This is a genomic window from Microvirga sp. KLBC 81, assembly GCF_003075415.1.
GTDB lineage: Bacteria > Pseudomonadota > Alphaproteobacteria > Rhizobiales > Beijerinckiaceae > Microvirga.
In genome coordinates this window covers 1-23,912 of record NZ_QDAH01000011.1, presented here as the reverse complement: position 1 = coordinate 23,912, position 23,912 = coordinate 1, and the positions used below count along the sequence as shown (strand labels likewise).

General features: G+C 64.0%; 23 protein-coding genes. 10 read left to right on the top strand and 13 right to left on the bottom strand.

Annotated elements, in window-relative coordinates; all coding sequences use genetic code 11:
* Positions 1–68 precede the first annotated feature (68 nt).
* Positions 69–1,412, bottom strand: a complete 1,344-nt coding sequence (locus tag DC522_RS10155) for an adenylate/guanylate cyclase domain-containing protein (protein ID WP_116528591.1) — start codon at positions 1,410–1,412, stop codon at positions 69–71.
* Between the two features lie 107 nt (positions 1,413–1,519).
* Between DC522_RS10155 and DC522_RS10150 the strand changes: the two genes are divergently transcribed.
* Positions 1,520–2,008, top strand: a complete 489-nt coding sequence (locus DC522_RS10150) for a YaiI/YqxD family protein (RefSeq protein WP_116528590.1) — start codon at positions 1,520–1,522, stop codon at positions 2,006–2,008.
* Here DC522_RS10150 and DC522_RS10145 read toward each other — a convergent pair.
* Genes DC522_RS10145 through DC522_RS10135 form a run of 3 tightly spaced genes read right to left on the bottom strand, consistent with a single transcriptional unit; the run spans position 1,974 to position 3,437 of the window.
* Positions 1,974–2,549 carry a DsbE family thiol:disulfide interchange protein gene (locus DC522_RS10145; RefSeq protein ID WP_205769589.1) on the bottom strand — a complete coding sequence of 192 codons (576 nt, stop codon included), beginning with the start codon at positions 2,547–2,549 and terminating at the stop codon, positions 1,974–1,976. The two genes, DC522_RS10150 and DC522_RS10145, sit on opposite strands and share 35 nt — an antisense overlap.
* Positions 2,542–2,697 carry a heme exporter protein CcmD gene (ccmD, locus tag DC522_RS10140; protein ID WP_116528588.1) on the bottom strand — a complete coding sequence of 52 codons (156 nt, stop codon included), beginning with the start codon at positions 2,695–2,697 and terminating at the stop codon, positions 2,542–2,544. Before ccmD ends, DC522_RS10145 begins: the two co-directional genes overlap by 8 nt.
* The gene (locus DC522_RS10135) at positions 2,697–3,437 is read right to left on the bottom strand and encodes a heme ABC transporter permease (RefSeq protein ID WP_116528677.1); all 741 of its coding nucleotides are present in this window, start codon (positions 3,435–3,437) and stop codon (positions 2,697–2,699) included. The genes ccmD and DC522_RS10135 overlap by 1 nt, the downstream gene beginning before the upstream one ends.
* Before the next feature lie 176 nt (positions 3,438–3,613).
* On the opposite strand from DC522_RS10135, the gene DC522_RS10130 reads away from it, so the two are divergent.
* Positions 3,614–4,639, top strand: a complete 1,026-nt coding sequence (locus DC522_RS10130; RefSeq protein ID WP_245444078.1) for a M23 family metallopeptidase — start codon at positions 3,614–3,616, stop codon at positions 4,637–4,639.
* On the opposite strand, the gene ccmB is transcribed toward DC522_RS10130, so the two are convergent.
* The gene (ccmB, locus tag DC522_RS10125) at positions 4,640–5,308 is read right to left on the bottom strand and encodes a heme exporter protein CcmB (protein ID WP_116528587.1); all 669 of its coding nucleotides are present in this window, start codon (positions 5,306–5,308) and stop codon (positions 4,640–4,642) included.
* Positions 5,308–5,937: a heme ABC exporter ATP-binding protein CcmA gene (gene ccmA, locus DC522_RS10120; protein WP_116528586.1), complete on the bottom strand. Its 630-nt coding sequence runs from the start codon at positions 5,935–5,937 to the stop codon at positions 5,308–5,310. Before ccmA ends, ccmB begins: the two co-directional genes overlap by 1 nt.
* A 233-nt stretch (positions 5,938–6,170) precedes the next feature.
* Between ccmA and acnA the strand changes: the two genes are divergently transcribed.
* From acnA to ppa, 3 genes are all read left to right on the top strand, one after another.
* Complete coding sequence (acnA, locus tag DC522_RS10115; RefSeq protein WP_116528585.1) at positions 6,171–8,876, top strand: aconitate hydratase AcnA; 2,706 nt, start codon at positions 6,171–6,173, stop codon at positions 8,874–8,876.
* A 501-nt stretch (positions 8,877–9,377) separates the two neighbouring features.
* The gene (locus tag DC522_RS10110) at positions 9,378–9,884 is read left to right on the top strand and encodes a GNAT family N-acetyltransferase (protein WP_116528584.1); all 507 of its coding nucleotides are present in this window, start codon (positions 9,378–9,380) and stop codon (positions 9,882–9,884) included.
* A 184-nt stretch (positions 9,885–10,068) separates the two neighbouring features.
* Positions 10,069–10,599, top strand: coding sequence for an inorganic diphosphatase (ppa, locus tag DC522_RS10105; RefSeq protein ID WP_116528583.1), 531 nt, complete (start codon positions 10,069–10,071; stop codon positions 10,597–10,599).
* 109 nt (positions 10,600–10,708) lie between these two features.
* Here the strand turns inward: ppa and DC522_RS10100 are convergent, their stop codons facing one another.
* Both DC522_RS10100 and DC522_RS10095 read right to left on the bottom strand, forming a co-directional pair.
* The gene (locus tag DC522_RS10100) at positions 10,709–13,027 is read right to left on the bottom strand and encodes a cadherin domain-containing protein (protein ID WP_116528582.1); all 2,319 of its coding nucleotides are present in this window, start codon (positions 13,025–13,027) and stop codon (positions 10,709–10,711) included.
* A gap of 312 nt (positions 13,028–13,339) precedes the next feature.
* Complete coding sequence (locus DC522_RS10095) at positions 13,340–13,954, bottom strand: LysE/ArgO family amino acid transporter (protein WP_116528581.1); 615 nt, start codon at positions 13,952–13,954, stop codon at positions 13,340–13,342.
* A 92-nt stretch (positions 13,955–14,046) separates the two neighbouring features.
* On the opposite strand from DC522_RS10095, the gene DC522_RS10090 reads away from it, so the two are divergent.
* Entirely contained in the window at positions 14,047–14,931 is an 885-nt protein-coding gene (locus DC522_RS10090) for a LysR family transcriptional regulator ArgP (protein WP_116528580.1), read from the top strand.
* A 221-nt stretch (positions 14,932–15,152) separates the two neighbouring features.
* Here the strand turns inward: DC522_RS10090 and DC522_RS10085 are convergent, their stop codons facing one another.
* Positions 15,153–16,415, bottom strand: a complete 1,263-nt coding sequence (locus DC522_RS10085; protein WP_116528579.1) for a ubiquinone biosynthesis hydroxylase — start codon at positions 16,413–16,415, stop codon at positions 15,153–15,155.
* A 135-nt stretch (positions 16,416–16,550) separates the two neighbouring features.
* On the opposite strand from DC522_RS10085, the gene tesB reads away from it, so the two are divergent.
* The 3 genes from tesB (at position 16,551) to DC522_RS10070 (ending at position 19,467) form a co-directional block, all read left to right on the top strand.
* Positions 16,551–17,411: an acyl-CoA thioesterase II gene (tesB, locus tag DC522_RS10080; protein ID WP_116528675.1), complete on the top strand. Its 861-nt coding sequence runs from the start codon at positions 16,551–16,553 to the stop codon at positions 17,409–17,411.
* A 207-nt stretch (positions 17,412–17,618) separates the two neighbouring features.
* Positions 17,619–17,957, top strand: a complete 339-nt coding sequence (locus DC522_RS10075) for a P-II family nitrogen regulator (RefSeq protein WP_116528578.1) — start codon at positions 17,619–17,621, stop codon at positions 17,955–17,957.
* Positions 17,958–17,994: 37 nt separating this feature from the next.
* A complete protein-coding gene (locus tag DC522_RS10070) occupies positions 17,995–19,467 on the top strand; it encodes an ammonium transporter (protein WP_116528674.1) in 1,473 nt (490 codons plus the stop codon).
* Between the two features lie 136 nt (positions 19,468–19,603).
* On the opposite strand, the gene DC522_RS10065 is transcribed toward DC522_RS10070, so the two are convergent.
* Genes DC522_RS10065 through DC522_RS10050 form a run of 4 tightly spaced genes read right to left on the bottom strand, consistent with a single transcriptional unit; the run spans position 19,604 to position 21,928 of the window.
* Positions 19,604–19,933 (bottom strand): multidrug efflux SMR transporter, encoded by a 330-nt coding sequence (locus tag DC522_RS10065; RefSeq protein ID WP_116528577.1) that lies wholly within the window; start codon positions 19,931–19,933, stop codon positions 19,604–19,606.
* Positions 19,934–19,938: 5 nt separating this feature from the next.
* Positions 19,939–20,538: an SCO family protein gene (locus DC522_RS10060; protein ID WP_116528576.1), complete on the bottom strand. Its 600-nt coding sequence runs from the start codon at positions 20,536–20,538 to the stop codon at positions 19,939–19,941.
* Between the two features lie 16 nt (positions 20,539–20,554).
* Entirely contained in the window at positions 20,555–21,505 is a 951-nt protein-coding gene (locus tag DC522_RS10055; protein WP_205769588.1) for a DUF1775 domain-containing protein, read from the bottom strand.
* A 42-nt stretch (positions 21,506–21,547) separates the two neighbouring features.
* On the bottom strand, positions 21,548–21,928 hold the full coding sequence (locus tag DC522_RS10050) for a hypothetical protein (RefSeq protein ID WP_116528575.1): 381 nt from the start codon (positions 21,926–21,928) through the stop codon (positions 21,548–21,550).
* A gap of 179 nt (positions 21,929–22,107) precedes the next feature.
* Here DC522_RS10050 and DC522_RS10045 point away from each other — a divergent pair.
* On the top strand, positions 22,108–23,912 hold a 1,805-nt coding region (locus DC522_RS10045), incomplete at its 3' end, for a DNA translocase FtsK 4TM domain-containing protein (protein ID WP_133239257.1).

The following is a 23,912-nucleotide window of genomic DNA, read 5'->3' as shown; positions in this document are numbered from 1 at the left end:
GAGAGCGCAGCGCTGTTCCAAGTCGGGATGGCCGGAACAAGCCCGGCCATGACAAGAAGTAGAATGCCTCAACCCACAGGCTTCAACAGGACGATTTTGCGGGTGACGCCGGGCAGAGGCTCGTGCGCCACCTCGACCCAAGAACCTTCTTCGCCCGCATCCTGCACCGTTTCCGCTGAGGCCAGCAGGTCGCAATCCGTGCTCTTCGTGGCCTGCTCGATGCGCGACGCAATGTTGACCGTCTCGCCGACGACCGTGAATTCGAGGCGGCTCTCGTCGCCCACCACGCCGCAAAAGACCTCGCCCGTGTGAATGCCGATGCCAACGCGCACGGGCGGGTCGAACTGCCGCTTGATGTTCCAGCGCTCGATCAACCGCAGCAGCGTGCGCCCGCAGGCGAGCGCGCGGCCCGCATCGTCATCGCCTGCGCCCGGCACGCCAAAGAGGATCAGCGCGCCGTCGCCCGTGAACTTGTCGATGACGCCGCCATGGCGGCTTGCGGCCCTGAGCACGCGGCGGCGGAACGAGGTGATGAATACGGCGAGCCGCGCCGGGTCCATGGTCTCGCCGAAGGAGGTGGAGGCGCGCATGTCCACGAACAGGACCGTGACGCGGGCGCGCCGCCCTTGCCTTAACGATGCGAAGGCCTGTTCCGTGAGAACGGGCGCGAGCTCGCGCGGCAGATAGCGGGTGAGATTGACGCGCAAGGTCGTCTCTCGCACCGCCCGCTCCAGCAGCACACGGCCTTGCCGCGCCACGAGAATGAGGATCAGCGCGAGCGACAGGATCATGGCGAGGCGAACCAGGTTCGCCTGTTCGGAAAATACGGCGTTGATCTCGGAGAGATCCCGCTGCCGCTCGGCGGGGGTCAACGCCTCGCCGCCGAAGGCGAGCAGCGACAGGCCCACCACATAGATGAGCGCGACCAAGATTTGCAGGCGCGGCTGATAGTGAATGGCGACCGCGGCAAGCGTGATGGGGACCACCCAGACAACCGGAAAGACTGCAAACAACCCGCCAGGGATCCCCAGGCCCCAATGGCTGTAGGCGAGATTCCCGAGGACCAGCAGCGCATCGAGCACGGCGGTAAAAACGGGGAGCTGCTCCACCGCAATGCGCTTCGAGGCGAGCCAGGCGCTCCCCCAGCCCGAGGCCCCGAAAAGAGCCAATGTCATCTCGGCCGCGGCAATCTGCTTCATGGCCATCGGATTCACGAGCTGAACGCCATGGGCGGCGAGCACCACCGTGATGAGCAGAATGCCTGCTACGACCATACGGGCTATGCCGGCCCGCTGCAGGGCTCCCGTATCCGCCTCGCGGATCAGCCGGGTCGTGGCGTCACTCAGTTCCCGTGAACGCCGCCGTTTGCGGAGGGAGACCCAGGCGGATCGGATGCGCGAAGAATGGTCCACGGGGGTTCTTTTCGGCAGGTGCTGAGGTTAACAACGGGAATGGACCCGATTCTTAAGGATGTTCTTCGATTCGGGCTAAAGATTGCCGCCAAAGGAATAAATGGCTCATGACCGGGACCTCTCAAGCCATCGTGATCTATGTGGATGCCGATGCCTGCCCGGTGAAGAACGAGGTCTACAAGGTCGCCGAGCGGCACCGGGTGAAAACATTCGTGGTGGCCAATGCTTTCCTCATGGTGCCGCAAAGCCCGTTGATCGAACGCGTCGTGGTGAGCGCCGGTTTCGACGCGGCGGACGACTGGATTGCGGAACGGGCGCGGCGTGGCGCCATCGTGATCACCGCCGACATCCCTCTCGCCCATCGCTGCGTGAGCGCGGGCGCGGACGTGATCGGCCCCACGGGCAAGCCGTTTACGGAAGCCTCCATCGGCATGGCGCTCGCCACGCGCAATCTCATGGAGGATCTGCGCGCCATGGGCGATGTGACCGGCGGGCCGAAGCCGTTTTCGCAGAAGGATCGCTCGGCCTTTCTCTCGGCGCTGGATGTGGCGATCAACCGCCTCAAGCGCGCGGGATTTGGCTTAAGCGCTCCTTGAAGCCTGCAATATTTTCCGGCGTCAGCGGGCCGATATGCTTGTGGCGGATCATGCCGTCCGGGCCGACGATGAAGGTTTCCGGCACGCCGTAGACGCCCCAATCGATGGAGGCGCGGCCATTCGGATCGACGCCGACGGCAGCGTAAGGATTGCCGAGCGCGCCGAGGAAGCGGCGAGCGTTGTCCGGATTGTCCTTCTGGTTGATGCCCACAAGGCGCACGGACGGGTCCTTGGCCAGCTCCACGAGCAGCGGATGCTCCTGTCGGCAGGGCGCGCACCAGGAGGCCCACACATTCACGATGGTGACGCGGCCCTTCAGGTCCTCGTTCGAGAAGCCAGGCACGGGCTTGCCATCGGCGGAGAGGCCTTCGAGCGGTGCGAGGTTGAAGGTGGGCACCGGCTTGTTGAGGAGAACCGAAGGAAGCTCTGCCGGATTGCGACCCGAGGTGAGCTGCACGAAGAACAGACCCGCCAGCGCAACGAAGACGATCACCGGCAGGACGAAGATCAGCCGCGAACGCGGCGCGGTTGCCTCAGCCACGGCGCGATCTCCGGCCGACGCCACGGGATTCCAGCTCGGCCAATGCACGCACCTGCGCGCGATGATCGATCACGGCGCGTAAGGCGAGACCCGTGATCACCAGCGCCGTGAGAATATAGGAAAAGGCAATGAAGAAGGTATGCGTCATCAGGCGGCCTGTGCGTCGAGGCGCTCGGCCTCAAGAATGGTGAGCGTGCGCACGCGGCGGCGCAGAATCTCCGTGCGGATGCCCGACAGATGCAGGGCGATGCCGATAAAGGTGAAAGCGAGCGCCATCACGAGCAGCGGCACGAGCATGGAGGTGTGGATCGTCGGGCCGCCGAGACGGAACACGGAAGCAGGCTGGTGCAGCGTATTCCACCAATCGACCGAGAACTTCACGATCGGCACGTTCACAGCGCCGACCAATGTCAGGATCGACACGGCGCGCGCCGCGCGGTTCGGCTCCTCGATGGCGCGCCAGAGTGCGAGAATGCCGAGATAGATGAGCAGCATCACGAGCATCGAGGTGAGGCGCGCGTCCCATTGCCAATAGGTGCCCCACATGGGCTTGCCCCAGAGCGAGCCCGTCACGAGGCAGATGAGCGTGAAGGCCGCGCCGATGGGCGCGGCTGCCTTCTGCGCCACGTCCGCCAGCGGATGCCGCCACACGAGTGTGCCCAAGGCGGAGCTTGCCATGATCATGTAGAAGAACAGGGACAGCCAGGCCGCCGGCACGTGGATGTACATGATCTTCACCGTCTCGCCCTGCTGGTAATCCGCGGGTGCGACGAACCAGATCATGTAGAGGCCCAGCCCAAGCAACAGCACGGCCAAGCCCGTGACCCAGGGCAGAAGGATGCCGCTGAGGTTCATGAAGCGGGTGGGATTGGCAAGCTCACGGATCATACGCACGATGTAGCGGCCTTGGCTTGCGCCTGCAACGAGGAGCAGGTCCAAGCTGAATAACGATTTCGCCAGGATTGCCGTTCTGTAGCGATCAAAGGCGTGGTCCTGCAATCCGGTATTGTCCGTAAGTCCATAGCAGGCTTTGCCTTTCAATCGCCACGGTAGGGGCTATGGTCATGCGCATCATTGTTGCGGAGAAAGCCATGCGTCTTCCTGCCTTCAGCCTGATTGCCTCATGCCTCGCCATACCGGGGGCCGTGCACGCGCAGGACATCTCGCTTCGCTTTCCCGTCGCCTGCGAGGTCGGGCGCACCTGCTTCATCCAGCATTACGTGGATCACATCGCCGATTCGGGGATCGGCGATTATCGCTGCGGAACGCTCACTTACGATGGCCATGACGGCACCGATATCCGTGTCCCGACCACGGCCGCCATGAAGGCTGGCGTGGACGTAGTCGCGGCAGCCGACGGCAAGGTTCTGCGCACCCAGGACAGCATGGAGGATGTGTCCATCATGGGTCGGGGCCGCGAATCCGTCGAGAACACCGAATGCGGCAATGGGGCTGTCGTCGACCACGGCAACGGCTGGCAAACCCAGTATTGCCACATGGCCAAGAGCAGCCTTGCCGTGAAGCCCGGCGAGATGGTGAAGGCCGGCGACAGGATCGGGCGTATCGGCCTGTCCGGCGCAACCGAGTTCCCGCATCTCCATTTCACCGTTCGCAAGGACGGCAAGGTGGTCGATCCCTTCACCTCCGGCCCCGCCAGCCAGGCCTGCGGAGCCGGACAGCAGGCCTCGCTCTGGGAGCCTTCGGTGCAGAGCGCCCTCGCCTACCAGGCCGGCAGCGTGCTGAACAAGGGATTTGCTCCAGGCCCGGTGACGATGGAGGCGATCGAATCGGGTTCTGCGGAGCAGAACACGCCCACCACCACCTCCCCGGCTCTCGTGGCCTATGCGCGCGCCATCGGCCTGAAGGGCGGCGACGTGCAGGTTCTCACGCTCTTCGATACGGATGGAAAGCCGATTGCGCAGAACAAGGCCCCGCCCCTTGACCGCGACAAGGCGCAATGGATGATATTCGCCGGCATCAGGCAGCCTGCCGGCGGCTTTCGCCCCGGCCTCTATCGCGCGATCTATCGCGTGGAGCGGGACGGAAAGCCCGCCATCGAGCAGGCCTTCGGGATGAGCTTGAGGCCATAATCACTCCCCCGACCTCAGCGCCGCAGCAGCTCCCACTGTGCCGACGACGGCGGCGATCAGCGACAGCGCGACGAGAATCAGGAACGGCGTCGCAAAGGGCACTGTGCCGCCCACCGCCGCATTCGCCGCCGAGACGCCGAAGATCAGGGTCGGGATCATGAAGGGCAGCACCAGAATCGCCAGGATCAGACCGCCGCGCCGCAGCGAGGCTGTCAGCGCCGCGCCTATCGCGCCGATGAAAGTGAGCGCGGGCGTGCCGACGAGCAGGGTCACCACCATGGCAAGCATGCCCTCGGGCGAGAGCGCCACGAGGAGGCCGAAGAGCGGCGTCGCAATCGCGAGCGGCAAGCCGGTCGTCAGCCAATAGGCGGTAACCTTGGCGAGCACGATCAATTCGAGCGGCGCGGGCGAGAGGCGCAGCAGTTCGAGCGACCCATCCTCCTGGTCCGCCTGAAACAAACGGTCGAGACCGATCAGCGTGGCCAGCAAGGCCGCGATCCAGAGTATCGCCGGACCGATTCGCGACAGGAGGTTGAGATCAGGGCCTAATGCGAAGGGAATCAGCGTGACGATCATCAGGAAGAAGATGAGGCCCATGACCCCGGAGCCGCCCACGCGGGCAGCGAGTTTCAGGTCGCGGATCAGCAGCGCGCGGAAGGACCTCAACATCATCCCTCTCCCGCAAGGGGGGAGGGTATGCTGGTGCGCTCGATCCGGATCTCTTTCGGTTCGGAGAGAAACAGCGGCGAATGGGTGGTGGCGGCGATCATGCCGCCTTGTGCGCGGTGATTCTCCAGGAGCTGGCGCAAGGTCTCCTGCGAGGCGGTATCGAGCGCCGAGGTCGGCTCGTCGAGGAGCCACAAGGGGCGGTGCGCCACGAGAAGGCGGGCCAATGCTACGCGATGGCGCTGTCCCGCCGAGAGATAGCCTACCGGCAGCCGGGCCGCATGGGCGAGGCCCACCGCCTCCAGCGCCTCAGCAGCGGACAGGGCCGGGGTGCCGAGGAAGTCACGGGCGAAGTCCAGATTCTCCTGGGCCGTCAGCGCGCTTTTGAGCGCATCCCGATGGCCGACGTAATGAAGGCACTCTGGCAGACCGCGTTCGCCGGCCTCTTCCCAGATGATCTTTCCGGCGGCGGGATGGAGACGCCCGGCGAGCAGCTCCAGCAGGCTCGACTTGCCGGCCCCGTTGCGCCCGGTGATCACCAGGGCCTCGCCGGGTTGAAGGGTGAACGACACGCCCTCGAAGATCCGGCGCCCGCCTCGGTCACAAGCCAAATTGTTAACGCTCAGACGCAAACCTTGCCCCAAACTTGGCCCCCTGCCCTCATTGCACCCCAGAACCGTTCTAAACCGTGTAGCGGGATGGTTGGAAATGATCTATAGCACCCTCGGCTGCGCCGCGCGCCAAGGCGTCCAATCCGCCTCGCGCGCTTTTCCCCTGTCCGGGCGCCCCCGGAGCGGCGCGCGCTTTTCGCGCTTTCGGCCGAACAAACTGTTCGTTCGTAACCCAATGCACGCGAGGATTCGCCGTGACGCTCAACAACAGCTTCAATGCCCGTCAGACCCTGACAGTGGGCGATAAGACCTACACCTACTACTCCCTCGTCGAGGCCGAGAAGAACGGCCTTAACGGAGCCTCGAAGCTGCCCTTCTCCATGAAGGTGCTGCTCGAGAACCTGCTCCGCTACGAGGATGGCCGCACGGTCACCAAGGCCGACATCCAGGCCGTGGCCGATTGGCTCAACAACAAGGGCAAGGACGAGAAGGAAATCGCCTATCGCCCCGCCCGCGTCCTGATGCAGGACTTCACCGGCGTTCCGGCCGTGGTGGATCTCGCCGCCATGCGCGATGCCATGAAGAACCTCGGCGGCGACCCGCGCAAGATCAACCCGCTGGTGCCCGTCGACCTCGTGATCGACCACTCGGTGATCGTGGACGAGTTCGGCACGCCGAAGGCCTTCGACCGCAACGTGGAGCTGGAATACCAGCGCAACGGCGAGCGCTACCGCTTCCTCAAGTGGGGCCAGACCGCGTTCGAGAATTTTTCCGTCGTTCCCCCCGGCACCGGCATCTGCCACCAGGTGAACCTGGAGTTCCTGTCCCAGACCGTGTGGACCCGCAAGGACACGGCCACGGGTGAGGAAGTGGCCTATCCGGACACTCTCGTCGGCACCGATTCGCACACCACCATGGTCAACGGCCTCGCCGTTCTCGGCTGGGGCGTGGGCGGCATCGAGGCTGAGGCCGCCATGCTCGGCCAGCCGGTCTCCATGCTCATCCCTGAAGTCATCGGCTTCAAGCTGACCGGCAAGCTGAAGGAAGGCGTGACCGCCACCGACCTCGTGCTCACCGTCACTCAGATGCTGCGCAAGAAGGGCGTGGTCGGCAAGTTCGTGGAATTCTACGGCCCCGGCCTCAACGACATGTCGGTGGCCGACCGTTCCACGATCGGCAACATGGCTCCGGAATACGGCGCGACCTGCGGCTTCTTCCCCGTAGACGCCAAGACCATCGACTACCTGCGCACAACCAGCCGCACGGACGAGCGCGTGGCCCTCGTCGAGGCCTACGCCAAGGCTCAGGGCATGTGGCGCACGGCCGAGACGCCGGACCCGGTCTTCACCGACACCCTCGAGCTCGACCTCGGCGACGTGGTTCCCTCGCTCGCCGGCCCCAAGCGTCCGCAGGATCGCGTGACTCTCGACAATTCCAAGACCGAGTTCCTCGGCGCCATGGAGAAGGAGTTCCGCAAGGCCGGTGAAACGGCCAAGCGCGTGAAGGTGGAGAACGCCAATTACGATCTCGGCCACGGCGACGTGGTGATCGCGGCGATCACCTCCTGCACCAACACCTCGAACCCGAGCGTGATGATCGGCGCGGGCCTGCTCGCCCGCAATGCGGTCGCCAAGGGCCTGAAGTCCAAGCCGTGGGTGAAGACCTCGCTCGCGCCCGGATCGCAGATCGTCGAGGAATACTTCAAGAAGGCCGGCCTCCAGGACGACCTGGATGCGCTGGGCTTCAACCTCGTGGGCTTCGGCTGCACCACCTGCATCGGCAACTCGGGTCCGCTGCCGGAGAACATCTCGAAGGCGATCAACGACAACGACCTCGTGGCCGTGTCGGTGCTCTCGGGCAACCGCAACTTCGAGGGCCGCGTGAACCCCGACGTGCGCGCGAACTACCTCGCTTCGCCTCCGCTGGTCGTGGCCTACGCTCTCGCCGGCTCCATGCTCGTGGACCTCACGAAGGATCCGATCGGCTTAGGGAACGATGGTCAGCCGGTGTACCTGAAGGACATCTGGCCGTCCTCGGCGGAAGTGCAGGAGTTCATCGATCGCACGATCACGAGCGAGCTGTTCAAGACCCGCTACTCGGACGTGTTCGCCGGTGACGCCAACTGGAAGAAGATCACCTTCGAACCGGGCCTCACCTACGAGTGGCCCCCCGGTTCGACCTACGTCCAGAACCCGCCTTACTTCGAAGGCATGACGAAGGAGCCGAAGCCGGTCACGGATATCGTGAACGCCCGCATCCTCGGCCTCTTCCAGGACTCGATCACCACCGACCACATCTCGCCTGCCGGCAACATCCGCGCGGCATCGCCCGCCGGCAAGTACCTGCAGGAGCACCAGGTCGCGGTCGCAGACTTCAACCAGTACGGCACCCGTCGCGGCAACCACGAGGTCATGATGCGCGGCACCTTCGCCAATATCCGCATCAAGAACCAGATGGTGAAGGACGAGAGCGGCCACGTGGTCGAGGGCGGCTACACGATCCACCAGCCTAGCCGAGAGCGGATGTTCATCTACGATGCCGCCATGCGCTACAAGGACGAAGGCGTTCCGCTGGTCGTTCTCGCGGGCAAGGAATACGGCACCGGCTCGTCCCGCGACTGGGCGGCCAAGGGCACGAACCTGCTCGGCGTGCGCGCCGTGATCGCCGAGAGCTTCGAGCGCATCCACCGCTCGAACCTGGTCGGCATGGGCGTGGCTCCCTTCGTGTTCGAAGGCGACACCTCCTGGGCGTCGCTGGGCCTGAAGGGCGACGAGACGATCACCATCAAGGGCCTCGCCGGCGACCTGAAGCCGCGTCAGCGCATGGATCTGGAGATCACCTCCGCCGACGGTTCGGTGAAGCGCGTTCCGGTGCTCTGCCGCATCGATACGCTCGAGGAGGTCGAGTACTTCCGCAACGGCGGCATCCTGCACTACGTGCTGCGCCAGCTTGCAGCGTAAGGCAATAAAGCAAAACGCCCGCTCTTCGGACGAGGAGCGGGCGCACCGGACAAAAGCCCCAGGTGATGCAGCGATCCCCCGGGCTTTTGCTTAGGACGATGAAGTCGTTAGAGGTGATGGCCTTCTTCGCGCCGATATTGGCGAACACGCCCCTGCCGCCCTACGCATCGCCATTGGAACCGGACTACGGGTCGTTCGCTGCGGTTTTCGGCGCAGGCTGGTTACTGAAATTACCATAGGAGCTCGTCACAGCAGGTTGCCTCGTCGGCCAAGAGAGTCACGTACGGCCGCACGACAGGTCGGAATACGATTCGTCCATAGAGTTCATGACCCGCGGCTGCTTTAAAGGAGCTTGCGGCGTTTTGCCTGTGCCCCGCTGCATCTCATTTGGCTTAAACAAAGCCACGCTTCGCTGGCTTGGCTCTTCGCGCTTGTTAACGCCTTGTTAACCATGATCCGGCGAAGCTGTTTTCATTGCCTCGAAAGACATTGCCGCGAGCCATGAGCGACCTTCTCGTCAGTATCCGTCACGCCAAGCCCGATGACGCCCCGGCCCTCTCCAGGGTCTTCGACGCCGCCTGGCGCGAGGCCTATCTCGGCATCATTCCCGGCGTGACCCTCGACAAGATGTTCTCCCGGCGCGGCGAGCGCTGGTGGCGCTCCACGGTGGCCCGTGGCCGTCCCCTCGTGGTGCTGGATATCGGCCAGGGCATCGCGGGCTACGCCTCTTACGGCCGCTGCCGCGACCGGTCGCTGCCGGCGGACGGCGAGATCGACGAGATCTATCTCCTGCCGGAATACCAGGGAATCGGGCTTGGCCGGCGGCTGTTCAAGGCCGTCCTCAACGACCTGCGCCACAGCGACATGCCGCGGGTCGCGGTGTGGGCTTTGGCCGAGAACGAGCGGGCCTGCGCCTTCTACGAGGGGCTTGGCGGGCGCAGCGTCGCCCGCGTGGAGGAGCGGATCGGCGGCACCCCCCTTGCCAAAGTCGCCTATCTCTTTCGCTAAAAACCCCTTTTGGTCCTTGTTGCGAGCGCGCAGTCCGGCTAGGAAGCGCCAAAGCCTCAGCGAGCGGCATCCCGGGCCGTCAAGCCGGACCGCTCCAGAGGGCTTCCTTTTGCTGCATTGATCGGTGAAGCGGCGTGCCCTTCACTGAGGCAATGTCTCAAGCCTCGTTCCGGAGAACAGTTCCATGCGCCTTGACGCGATCCCGACTGGAAAGAACCCGCCTGAGGACGTGAACGTCGTCATCGAAGTGCCGCTCGGCGGCGAGCCCATCAAATACGAGATGGACAAGGAGTCGGGCACGCTCTTCGTCGACCGCTTCCTCTATACCGCGATGCGGTATCCCGGGAATTACGGCTTCATCCCGCACACCCTTTCCGGCGACGGCGACCCGTGCGACGTGCTCATCGCCAATACCCGCGCCATCGCGCCGGGCGCCGTCATGAACGTGCGTCCGGTCGGCGTGCTCGTGATGGAGGACGACGGCGGCCAGGACGAAAAGATCATCGCGGTCCCGTCGAGCAAGCTCACCCAGCGCTACGACCGGGTGCAGAACCATACCGATCTGCCGGAGATCACCCTCAAGCAGATCGAGCACTTCTTCGAGCACTACAAGGATCTCGAGCCCGGCAAGTGGGCCAAGATCATCCGCTGGGGCGACGCAGCCGATGCCCGCCGCCTCATCGTCGAAGGCATCGAGCGCGCCAAGAAGAAGTAAGTCTCACGCTCGGAAGCGAATAAAGCGCCCGGTTACGCGGCTGGGTGCTTCTTCCATGAAAGCCCGGTTTTTGATGAACCGGGCTTTTTCCTTGATGATCTCGACACCATCAGTAGACGACGATGTCCCTGTATGTCAGCCTGAGGCCTGCTTCCAAGTCGGCGATCTGAACCCATTTGTACGTCGTGGCGGCCCCATCGCGGTCATAAAACAGACCGCCGCTTCCCGGTTCGTAGACGATCCGATCGGACGAGTCGAAGCTGTTGCCGACCTTGAACGCAGTGCTCGACAGAGTTCCCGTTCTGCTGATCCCGCTGAAGATCGCTCGCGAGAGATAGATCGTGTCGTATACCGGGTTGAAGTCGGTGATGATGTCGTAATACGAGCTGCTCGGAGCCGTGTCGAAGTAGAATCTGTCGTAGCCGTCTCCACCGGTCAGACGGTCACCGCCAGTTCCGCCAAAGATCTTGTCGTTGCCGGTTGCACCGCTGATCGTATCGCTGCCGCCCATGCCCCTGATGATGTCGTTTCCGAGTTCGCCGGACAGCGACTCACTGGCCGATGTGCCGATGCGGGTAACGTTGCCAGCCTCAGCCTCATTGATGATCTTGATCACGACGTCCCGATCGGCGGTTCCGACCGTGGCATCATCGCTGACGTTCTTGATGCCGTCGCTCACCCTCACCTTGATGGTGAAGGTGGAGTGGAGCTCGTAATCGAGGCCTTCTTTCTTCTTGACGAGGATCGTCTTGCCGTCGTCGTCAAGTTCGAAGAGACCTCCGGCATCCGTGAGCAAGGTGTAGGTCAGCGCGTCGCCGTCGGCATCGGTGGCGGACAGGACTCCGACGACCGTGCCAACGTTGCTGTTCTCCTTGACCCCGCTGCCCGAAAGATTGACGACGGTCGGTGCAGCGGAATTGCTGAAAGCATAGAGCTGGTCGTCGCTGGCATCCGTGAGGTTATTGCCCAGGAACTTCAGGAGGCGAATGCCCTTGAGGCTATCCACACCGCCTGCACCGACAATCGTGTCCTGGCTGTTTTCTGCAGCCGGCACCTTATGGGTCACCGTGTAGGACGTGTTTTCGTCAGCGGTGGTGACCGAGATGTTGTAGGCAGCCTTGAGGCCGAAGAAAACGGCCATGTCGTTGCCGTCGCCGCCCCAAAGAGTATCGTTGCCGGCCTCGCCAATCAGCTCGTCGGTGCCGATTCCGCCGATGAGGCTGTCATTGCCGATTCCGCCTTTTAGGCTGTCGTTGTCTGCGCCGCCGTCGAGCGTGTCGTTGCCGTCGGCGCCCTCAAGGGTGTCGTTGCCACCATGACCGTTGAGGCTGTCGCTGCCGCTCCAGCCCCAGAGCTTGTTGGCAGTGTCGCTGCCGTCGATGGTGTCCCAGTTGCTGCTGCCGTTGACGTTTTCGATGTCCTTCAGCGTATCCCAGCCCGAGCCCAAGGTATTCTGGGAGACACCATTGAACCTGAGGTCCACTCGGATCGCAGCCGTGCCGTAGTAATTGGCCGTGTCCTCGCCCTCGCCGCCGAGGAGCGTGTCGCTGCCGGCACCGCCTTCGAAGGTGTCGTTGCCGGCTCCGCCCTCGAGCACGTTGTCGGCGCCGTTGCCTTTGATCCAATCGCTGTGCTGACCGCCGATGATGTTCTCGATGTTGACGAGCGTATCGGAGTCATTGCCGCCGCCGATCGCCTGCTGGCCCGTCTGCGACAGATCCACGTTGATGCCACCCGTCGCACCCGAATAATCGACCGTGTCGCTGCCTGCGCCGCCGTCGATGAAATCATTGCCCTGTCCGCCGGCGAAGACCTCGGAGCCGGCGCCGCCATAGGCACGGTCACTGCCCTCGCCCAGGACGATCTTGCCGATGACCGCACCGGCGCTGCCGTCGTAGATGTCATCGCCTGCGCCCAAGTCGATCGCGATTCCCTCAGTCCCCGTGGAGCGGATCAGGCCGGTATTGACCACTTTGTCCTGGCCGGAGCCGCTCACGACGGCTTTGCCGGAGGCGACGATCGTGCCGGTATTCAGCACCTCCAGCTTGCCGTTGTTATCCATCTTGATGCCGGTCGGGCCGGTGATGGTGCCCTGGTTCGTGACGATGCCTTCCCCGCCGGCGGCGAAATGAATGCCGGCGCCGGTCACGGACGAGATGAAGCCGCCGCCGTTGAAGACCCTGTTCGCGTTCGTAGAGATGCCGGCCGCCGCAAAATTGATGCCGTCGTTCTGGCCGCGGATGGTCACGCCGGGAATGATCGTGATGTCCTGGATTCCGATGGCGCGGACCGCATCTCCCCCAGTCGTGCTGTTATAGAATGTACGACCGAAGAAAGCTGTTCCTGCAGCAAGCTTAACGGCGTTGTCGGTGTCGTAGCCGTCGACGGAGTTGGGGGGATTAGAAGGATCAAAGTAATAGTCGGCCATGGGTCTCTTCCGAAGAACAAAGGATCGATAGCCGAATTTGATACGTTATTTCGTCATTATCGGAAAGGGCTTGGATTGGAATTTTTCCGCCGCGCCTTTGCAGATCTGAGGCGTCCTTCCATGCAGTCTCTCGAGCATTGCAAAGAGAAAGCACCGCTCCATCACCGAGGGGAGCGCTGATCGCATGTAAAGCTGCCGATCAGCCCTTGAGGCGTGCCAAACGGTCAAAATCCAACACTCGGGTACCCAACTCGTGGTGCCCGGTTCAAACCGAAGCGGAGTCGGTGTAGGCGGCAGCTCCTGCTTGGCGGCTTATGCGGGTGTTGAAGCGAGCAGCACCCTTGCGGCCGTGCCCCACATCACGAGACCGATCCCACCATCGAGAACCCGCCACGTCCCCGGGCGGGCGAAGAAGGGACGCAGCAGGCGTGCGCCATAGCCCAGCGAGAGGAAGAAGGTGAAGGATGCGAGCATGGCCCCGAGCGCGAACATCTCCCGCCCCTCATCAAACTGCGTCGAGATCGACCCGATCAGCACAACGGTATCAAGGTAGACGTGAGGATTGAGCCAGGTGAGTGCCAGACAGGTGAGCAAGGCGCCTTGAAGTGTGGTTGTGGCTGTCCCTGACACCTCTAGGCTGGCCTCGGCCGCGAATGCCGATCTGAAGCTACGGACGCCGTACACAATGAGAAAGGCCGCGCCTGCATACCGCATGACGGGCTCTGCCCAGGGCATGATGGCGCTCACCTGGGCAAACCCGGTGACACCGACCAGGATCAATACGGCATCGGACAGGGCGCAGGTCAAGGCTACCGCCAGGACATGCTCTCCCCTCAGGCCCAGGCGCAGCACGAAGGCGTTCTGTGCCCCGATGACGAGGATCAAGCTCAGGCCCAGCATGAAGCCAGCGAAGAGAGGGATAGTCATGTCGATCTCCAACGAGGGGTCGACATGGGCTAGGCCGAGGGTCAGAGTTAGAACAGTTAAAGTTTTTCATCCCACATTAGAGCTTCTAATTCATGCTCGATTACGCCCATCTCTCCGCCCTCGCGGCTGTCATCCGAACCGGCAGCTTCGAGCGGGCTGCGCAGCACCTCAACGTCACGCCCTCGGCCATCTCCCAGAGGATCAAGCTGCTGGAGGAGCGGCTTGGAGTCGTGCTTGTGGTCCGGGGTCAGCCCTGCACGGCAACAGAGGTCGGCCAGCGCCTGTGCCAGCATGTCGAGCAGGTTTCGCTGCTGGAGAGCTCCTTGCACGGGAGCCTTCCGGGCCTTCGGGCCGAGAGCCGGCCTGTGACCCTGCGGATTGCCGTGAATGCCGACAGTCTGGCGACTTGGTTCATCGCAGCCATGGCCAAGACGGAGGGATACCTCTTCGACCTGGTGCTGGATGATCAGGACCACAGCGCGGAATGGCTGCGGCGGGGCGAGGTGGCGGCGGCGGTGACGGCGCACGATACGCCGATCCAGGGCTGTGACTGCCATCCTCTTGGAGCCCTGCGCTATGTTGCGACCGCAAGCCCGGAATATTGCGCCCGGTGGTTTGCCGACGGGTTCAGCGAGCCTGCGGCGGCCTGCGCCCCGTGTCTGATCTTCAATCAGAAGGATCGGCTCCAGGCAGAATGGCTGCGGCAGGTGTTCGGAGCCAACCTTCAGCCCCCGCTCCACTGGCTGCCCTCGTCCCAGGCCTTTGTGGATGCGGCCCTGGCCGGGATCGGCTGGGGCATGAACCCGGAGCCGCTCGTGATCGACCATCTTCGCGCCGGGAGGCTGGTCGCGCTCAGGCCGGATCAACCTTTGGATGTCCCGTTGTTCTGGCAGCAGAGCCGCATTGTGAGCCCTGTGCTGGGCCATGTGACCCGTGCAGTCGTGCACGAGGCCAGGACGATGCTGGTGCCGGTCTGACTTGAGCACGAGGACCCAGGGCTCTGTGAACTTGTCTGCCATCGGCGCTTGACCCTGATGCAGGTGTTGAATGTCTGCACCAGGTCAAACCAGGATGTTGAGAAGAGCCAAGGAGGGTCCGCGCTCCACTTGTTCCACTTCAAGTACTGGCCTTGGCGTCGGTACCAAGCGTTAGATTTTAACCACCAAGTTCGTGAGAAAGGCCGGAGCCCTGAATCCGTTCAGAGCGCCTCGCCCTTCAAGAGGCGCGGCGCGTCGTCTCTCCTCAAGCCCGCCGCCTCGCGGATGAAGAAGCGCTTGAGGCCAGGCATCCTGTCGACGAGCCCCAGGCCGAAATCGCGGATCAGGCGCACCGGCAAAAGGTCGTTTGAGAAGAGCCGGTTCAAGCCGTCCGTCATGATCCCCATGGCCGTGATGTCCGCCCGACGGGCGCGCTCGTATTGCATGAGCACATCGGCGCTGCCCGGATCCTGGCCCAGACGCATGGCGTCTGTGATGATCTCCGCCAGCGCCGCCACGTCGTGCAGACCGAGATTCAGGCCCTGACCGGCAATCGGGTGAATGAGGTGGGCCGCATCGCCCAGGAGCGCGAGACGTTCGCCCACGAAGGAGCGCGCGACACCGAAGGCCAGCGGATAGGCCTGCGGCTTCGTCTCGAACGCGATCTTGCCGAGCTGCAAGCCGAAACGCTTTTCGAGTTCCGCCTGCAGGTCCTCAGGGTGCGATTCCAAAAGCGCCGGCACGTTCTCGCTGCGCTCGCTCCAGACGATGGAGGAGCGGTGCTGCACGGTGCCGTCGGCGCGTACCTCGTCCTTGAGGGGCAGGATGGCGAAGGGGCCTGCAGGCAGGAAGTGCTCCACGGCCCTGCCCTCGTGATCGCGCTCGTGCGAGATCGTCGAGACGATGGCGGATTGATGATACGGCCAGAAGATCCAGCCGATGCCCGCCTGCTCGCGCAGGCGCGAGCGCGCGCCATCGGCGGCAACGAGAAGCGCTGCGGAGACCATCTCGCCTCCCGTCAGCGTCACCTCCGTGCGTGCGCCTTGGGCGGAAAAGCTCTTCACGCCCTCAGGCCTCAAGTTCACGCCGATGTCACGGCAGGCGTCGAGCAGGAGCGCGGTCAGGTCGCCGGAGGTCACCATATGGGCGAAAGCCTCGCCCTCCACCGCCCCCTCGAAGGTGAGAAAGGTGGGACGCACCGGGTCCTGAAGGCTCGAATCGGTGATCACCATGTCGAGGATGGGTTGCGCCTTGTCGACCATCTGGTCCCAGATTCCGAGAGCCTGGAACATCCGTCGGGCGGCGGCGGCGATCGCATAGGAGCGTCGGTCGCCGTGAGGATCGCGTGACAGCGCCGGATCGCACATGACCACGTCGACGCCATCGCCCAGCGCGCGCTTGAGGGCCAGGGACAGGGACAGGCCGGCGAGCCCGCCGCCTGCGATGACAATGCGCGACCGCTCCATGCCCGCTCCTGCACCCATCACTTTTCTCCTCAACTCAATCTTTCCCGAACGCTATACGTTGGATGTCAGCGATCCATTGACCAGCGTCAAGCTTGACCTTCGCCCGTTGCTCGCCGATGGATGACGCTTCCCTTTGATGAGGATGACCGATTCATGTCCCGCGCCGTGACCGACCTTCTCTCCATTCTCGACCTCGAACAGCTCGAAGTGAACCTGTTTCGCGGCCAGAGCCCGAAGAGCGGATGGCAACGCGTGTTCGGCGGGCAGGTGATCGGCCAGGCGCTGGTCGCCGCCACCCGCACGGTGGACGGGCGCCATCCTCATTCGCTCCATTGCTATTTCATGCTGCCGGGCGATCCCAAGGTGCCGATCATCTACGACGTCGACCGCATCCGCGACGGCAAGAGTTTTATGACCCGCCGCGTAGTGGCGACGCAGCATGGCCAAGCCATCTTCGCCATGTCGGCCTCGTTCCAGATCGATGAAGGCGGCTTCGAGCACCAGGCCGAGATGCCGGAAGTGCCAGGCCCCGACGAGCTTCCCTCCGAGGAAGAGGTGAAGGGTGGTCTGCTGCTCCAGATGCCCGAGCCCATGCGCACCTATTACGAGCGCGAGCGTCCCCTCGAGATCCGCCCCGTGGAGATCAAGCGCTACACCTCGCGCGAACCGGGCGAGCCGCGCTTCCATGTGTGGATCAAGACCACGGGCCGCCTGCCGGACGATCCGGCGATCCACCAATGCGTCCTGGCCTATGCCTCGGACATGACGCTTCTCGATACGTCGCTCATCCCCCACGGCAGGACGGTGTTCGACCCGACCGTCCAGGCGGCGAGCCTCGACCACGCCATGTGGTTCCACCGCCCCTTCCGTGCCGACGAATGGCTGCTTTACGCGCAGGACACGCCGAATGCCGGCAGCGCCCGCGGCTTCTCCCGCGGCCTGATCTTCAGGCAGGACGGCACCCTCGTGGCTTCGGTCGCTCAGGAAGGTCTCATCCGCGACCGCTCTGCATAAAAAGGCATTTGCTCAAAATTTAAGCAACCAGGGCTTTTTCTGGTCATTTCGCGCCTGCCTCCGAAAGAGGCAGGTCCGCCGCCTCTTGCCTGATCAGGCTTGGCACGATTGTTGCGTATCCCCTTTCCGACACCGCCTTCAGAGGCGGGTTCATGTGGAAACCATGGCCTGAACTGCCAGGCCAGCGTCTCAAAGGGGGCCAGACCCATGAAAATCGTGATGGCGGTCATCAAGCCGTTCAAGCTGGAGGAGGTGCGTGACGCACTCACCGCCCTCGGCGTGCACGGCCTCACCGTGACCGAGGTGAAGGGATACGGACGGCAGAAGGGCCACACGGAAATCTATCGTGGCGCCGAATATGCCGTGAGCTTCCTGCCGAAGCTCAAGATCGAGGTCGCGGTGCCGTCCGACCTCGTGTCGCAAGTGATCGATGCGATCACGGCAGCCGCACGCACGGGCCAGATCGGCGACGGCAAGATCTTCGTCACGCCTATCGAGAAAGCGGTCCGCATCCGCACGGGCGAGACCGATGCCGACGCCCTTTGACGCTCATTCCTTCTGTTTTCTTCGGAGTTTGAATTCGATGAAGTTCCGTCCTCTTTTTCTGACCGCGCTCGGCGCGCTGGGGCTTGGCCTCCTGGCGGTCGATCCGGCTCTCGCCCAAGACGCAGCAGCAGCCGCGCCCGTGCCCAACAAGGGCGACACCACCTGGGTGATGCTCTCGTCCATCCTGGTTCTCCTGATGATCGTGCCGGGTCTCGCGCTGTTCTACGGCGGCCTGGTGCGCACCAAGAACATGCTCTCGGTGCTGACCCAGGTTTTCGCCATCGCGTGTCTGGCCTGCCTGATCTGGGTGTTCTACGGCTACAGCCTCGCGTTCACCAATGGCGGCGGCCTCAACGACTTCATCGGCGGCTTCTCCAAGGCCTTCCTGAAGGGCGTTGACGTGAACACCGTCGCGGCGACCTTCTCGAACGGCGTCGTGATCCCCGAGCTCGTCTATGTCTGCTTCCAGATGACGTTCGCGATGATCACGCCTGCGCTCATCGTCGGCGCCTTCGCCGAGCGCATGAAGTTCTCCGCTCTCGTGGTCTTCACGGTTCTGTGGCTGACCTTCATCTACTTCCCGATCGCTCACATGGTCTGGTACTGGGCCGGCCCGGATGCGATTGCGACCGCGGCCAGCGCTCTTGCCAGCGCCACCGACAAGGCGGCTGCTCAGGCTGCTCTCGATGCCGTGACCGGCGATGCGGGCCTGCTCTTCAAGTGGGGCGCGATCGACTTCGCAGGCGGCACCGTGGTGCACATCAATGCGGGCATCGCCGGCCTCGTCGGCGCGATGATGCTCGGCAAGCGCATCGGCTACGGCCGCGACCTGATCGCGCCGCACTCGCTCACCATGACCATGATCGGCGCCGCGCTCCTGTGGGTCGGCTGGTTCGGCTTCAACGCCGGCTCGAACCTCGAGGCCAACGCCACTGCCGCTCTCGCCATGATCAACACCTTCGTGGCCACCGCTGCGGCCGGCCTCTCCTGGCTGTTCGTGGAATGGGCGATCAAGGGCAAGCCCTCGCTGCTCGGCCTCGCGTCCGGTGCGGTTGCCGGCCTCGTTGCCGTCACCCCGGCCTCGGGCTTCGCAGGTCCCATGGGATCGATCGTTCTCGGTCTCGCTGCGGGCGCGGTGTGCTTCTTCTTCTGCAGCACCGTGAAGAACGCCTTCGGCTATGACGACTCGCTCGACGTGTTCGGCGTCCACTGCGTAGGCGGCATCATCGGCGCCATCGGTACGGGCATCCTGGTGAACCCGGCCCTCGGCGGCGCGGGCGTCGCGGACTACGTCGCGAACCCCGGCTCGCTCACGGTCGCCGAATACGCCTTCAGCACCCAGGTGTGGGCGCAGGTGAAGGCCGTGCTGTTCACCCTGGTGTGGTCGGGCGTCGGCTCCGCGATCCTCTACAAGCTCGTGGATCTGGTGATCGGCCTGCGCGTCACGCAGGACGAGGAGCGCGAAGGTCTCGACCTCGCAGACCACGGCGAGCGCGCCTACAACTACTAAGCTGAATAACCTGCATCGCTCGGCGGTCGAGACCCTACGTCGAGCGATGCATCAACGAAGCCTTCCAGAGGCTCGAAATGGAAGGCCCCGGTCCTCAAAGGCCGGGGCTTTTCTCGTTCAGGAACGATCAAACGACTCAGTGACTCACCGTTTCCGAGAACACATTGACCACAACCACTCCCGCAATGATCAGCGCCAAACCAATGATCGCGGGAAGGTCGAGGACCTGCTTGAACCAGATCCAGCCTACGGCGGAAATCAGGACGATGCCCACGCCAGACCAGATCGCATAGGCAATTCCGGTCGGGATGGTGCGGAGCGTCAGCGAGAGACAAAAGAAGGCAATGCCATAGCCGAACAGAACGACGAGGCTTGGACCAAGGCGCGTGAATCCATCGGAGACCTTCAACGCGGAGGTTGCGATGACTTCTGCAACGATGGCCACGCCAAGATAGACATAAGCCACGTCTCTCACCCGTTCCTGATCAACTGCTTCAGCTTCGAACGCCGGATCTCGGTCGATTCCTGAAAGTTCGAGGTGCCGTAGAAATCGCCCTTGCCGTCCATGAGGAAGATCGTGGCGGAGTGATCCATGGTGTAGCCGGTATCGGTCGGCACCTTGCGATAGAAGATCTTGTACGCCTTCGCGACGGCGGCGATTTCCTCCTCGGTTCCGGTCAGTCCCACAATGCGCGGATCAAAGGACGAGAGATAGGTCTTCATCAGTTCCGGCGTGTCCTGCGCGGGATCGACGGTGATGAAGGCAACCCGCAGCTTGTCGGCATCCGTCCCTAAGGAAGCCAGATCCTGCGTGAGATCATAGAGCGTGGTCGGGCAGACTTCCGGACAATGGGTGAAGCCGAAGAACACCACGAAGGGCTTGCCCTTCAGATCCGCATCCGTGAACGGCCTGCCCTCATGCGAGGTCAGACGAAACGGCCCGCCAATGGGGACACGTCCGGCACTCTGCTGCTGTTGCGGCTGGAAGATGAACAGCGCGGTGCCGAGCAGGATGCCGAGGCCCGCGAGAAAAACCACGAGCGGGATGAGAAGGGAGCGCTTGAAAGTCATCGTTCAGATCCCCTGCTCAGTGCTTGTGTTCCATGGGAGCAGGAGCAGCCCCGCCCATGCCGCGGACAGTGTATTCCACATTCACCGTTCCGGCCTTCTCGAACACGAGCGTGCCCTTCACCGTCTGGCCTTCGGTCAGCTGCTGTTTCAGATCCATGAACATGAGATGGCCTGCGCCGGGCTTCAGCTCCACGGTCGCGCCTGGCTTGATCTCGAGGCCGCCCTGCACCGGCTTCATGCGCATGATGTCGCCTTCCATCGCCATCTCGTGCACTTCAATGCGCGAGGCGTTGGGGAAGGAGCCGCCGATCAGGCGGTCGGGTTCCTTTCCGTTGTTGGTGATGCGCAGGTATCCGCCCCCCACCTTCGCGCCGGCAGGCGTTGCGCGCGACCAGGGCTGCTCGATGATGAGCGTGCCGGCATGCTGCGCCGCCGCCGGTGCATTCGCCGCCGCCACGATCTTCACGCCCGGTGCGGGCGAAGCGAGATGATGCGGATCCTCGCCGGCGGCGGGGACCTGCACCCATTCCTCGGTGTCCTTCTCGCATTCCTGCACCACCGGGAAGTAAACCGTCGCGCCCGGCTGGAACGCATCGGTGAAGCGCGCCTGGAACACGAACTCGTCATAGAAGCCATCGTCGAGCGAGCCGGTCCAGACGATGTCGGTCACGCCTTCGGAGACGGTTTCGCCATGCACCTGATAGGCGCGCACGTAGGCGCCCTTCGTGGTCTCCAGCTTCCAGCCAGCCTTCGGCATGGGTTTGACGGCGACAATTCCTTCAGGAATGCGCACGCGCACCTTCAGAGTGGGCTGACCATCGCAGCCGTGCGGGATGCGCAAGACCGCCTTGAATGTAGAATTCGGCGTGGTCTGCGCCGTCTCGAAGGAGACATGCGCGAGGGCAGGCGTGGAAACGGCGGTGAGAGCGGCTGCAACGAGCGCGCCGCGGGAACGGGACGACAACATGGAAAAGGCCCTGTGAGACTTGCGTGATTGGCGAAGCGGCAATCAGGCGAGGCGCGGTGGCGCGCGCGATCCGACAGGCAGAACGTTCGATGAAAGGCGGGTCAGGAAAGGATCGACCAGCACGCGCACATCAAGAGCAACAGGCGCGAGCCGTTGGGTCGGGACCGTCTCGGGAGCAGGCCCGGCCGGTCCCGGGCCATGGCAGCTCAAGGTGCAGCACAGCCCGTCATGCGTCGTGGCTGGGCCGTGATCGGGCTGGGCCCGGCCATCCTGAAGGCAGAGAATGCCCTGGGGACCCGCCGCTTCCGCCGCATGGGCCGCACCGCTGAGCGAGACGAGAATCGTCTGCAGCACCAGCGCATAGGCCATCAGCACCGTGAGAACGGCGCGCTTGAAAGCCGTGATCGTGCCCTTGCGCATCATGGCCGGGACACTGGTCTCTCCCGCCCTCGCCGTCAACTGCGCAAATGCCCCTAGCGCATCGGACGAGACAAGTGGACACCGCTTTTGGGCCGATGCGCTAGGGTTAATAGGCCCTTAACCCGCCCCCTCTAAACTCCAGGCAAGATCGTCTCGTTTTATCTGGTTTTCAGAGTGGTTTGATGCGTACGGCACGCCGTTCCCCCTCTTCCGCCTATGACGGCCTTTTCAGCGGGTTGCGGGCTTTCATCGCCCGTCGGACGCAGGAATTGACCGGCCTGTGCCTCGTCGCTGTCGCGGGCGCGGTGGCGGTCGCGCTCGCCACCTGGTCGGTTGACGATCCGAGCCTCAACAACGCCACCGATCTTCCTGTCCACAACGTGCTCGGCTGGCCCGGCGCCATCATCGCCGATCTGCTGATGCAGCTTCTGGGCCTCGGCGCCATCGCCGCGGTGTTGCCGCTCGCGCTCTGGGGCTGGCGCCTCATGAAATCGGGCGAGCTCGGCCGCCTGCAGCTGCGTTTCGCTCTGTGGGTGATGGGCGTGGGCGCCGCCACGGCGCTCGCGAGCGCCATGCCCGCCACCGACCGCTGGCCGCTGCCGACGGGCCTCGGCGGCGTCGCGGGCGACGCGATCCTCACCGGTGCCAAGGCCATCACGGGCCTGTCCAGCGGCTCGGCCAGCGCCGTTCTCGGCTTTCTCTTCGCCGGCATCGCTATTTTGAGCCTTACGGCCGCCTGCGGCCTCAGCCCTAACGAGGAGCGCCACCACGAGGAACTCGAGGAGGAAGAGGCTCCGCGCCCGGTCAGGCGCCGCCAGATCGCCGATTGGGACGAGGCCGAGGAAATCACCCACGACGAGCCCGGCTGGGGCATCGTGTCCCTGGGCGCGCTCGCTCATGGCGTCATGAGCCTTCGCGCCACGGCGCGCCGCTGGAGCGAGAAACGCCACGCGCCGGCAGAAGACGAGGATTTCGAGCCCGCACCGCAGCCCCGTCGCGCCAACCGGGACGGCGGCATGCGCCGCGAGCCCGTGCTCGATGCGCCCCCTGGCCGCGCCTCGCGAACCGCACCTGCGGCAGCACCGGCTTACGAGGATGAGGACGATTCGTATGACGACGCGCCCGTAACGCAGCCGGTGCCTCGCGCCGCCATGCGGCCCGAGCCCGTCTCGGCCAGGGTCGGACCGGCCCCTGTTGCGCCGAAACCCGGCAGGCGCATGGCGCGCGAGGCGCAGCCTTCGCTTCTCGACGAGGAAAAATATCAGCTGCCGCAGCTGAGCCTGCTTGCCGAGCCCAAGAAATCGTCAGCTCCCCTGATCTCGGCGGAGGCTCTGGAGCAGAACGCCAATCTCCTGGAGGGCACGCTGGAGGATTTCGGCGTGCGCGGGGCGATCGCGAAGGTGAGCCCCGGCCCGGTTGTGACGCTGTATGAGCTGGAGCCGGCGCCGGGGACGAAGTCGTCGCGGGTGATCTCGCTGGCCGACGACATCGCCCGCTCGATGAGCGCGGTCTCGGCCCGCGTGGCCGTGGTCCAGGGCCGCAACGCCATCGGCATCGAGCTCCCGAACCACAAGCGCGAGACCGTGTACCTGCGCGAACTCCTCGCCTCGCAGGACTTCGAGACCACCAAGCAGAAGCTCGCCCTGTGCCTCGGCAAGACCATCGGCGGCGAGCCGGTGATCGCCGATCTCGCCCGCATGCCGCACCTTTTGGTGGCCGGCACCACCGGCTCGGGCAAGTCGGTGGCGATCAACACCATGATCCTGTCGCTGGTCTACCGGCTCACCCCGTCCGAGTGCCGCCTGATCATGGTCGACCCGAAGATGCTCGAGCTGTCGGTCTATGACGGCATCCCGCACCTGCTCACCCCGGTGGTGACCGACCCGAAGAAGGCGGTGATCGCGCTCAAATGGGCGGTGCGCGAGATGGAGGACCGCTACCGCAAGATGTCGAAGCTCGGGGTGCGCAACATCGACGGCTTCAACGC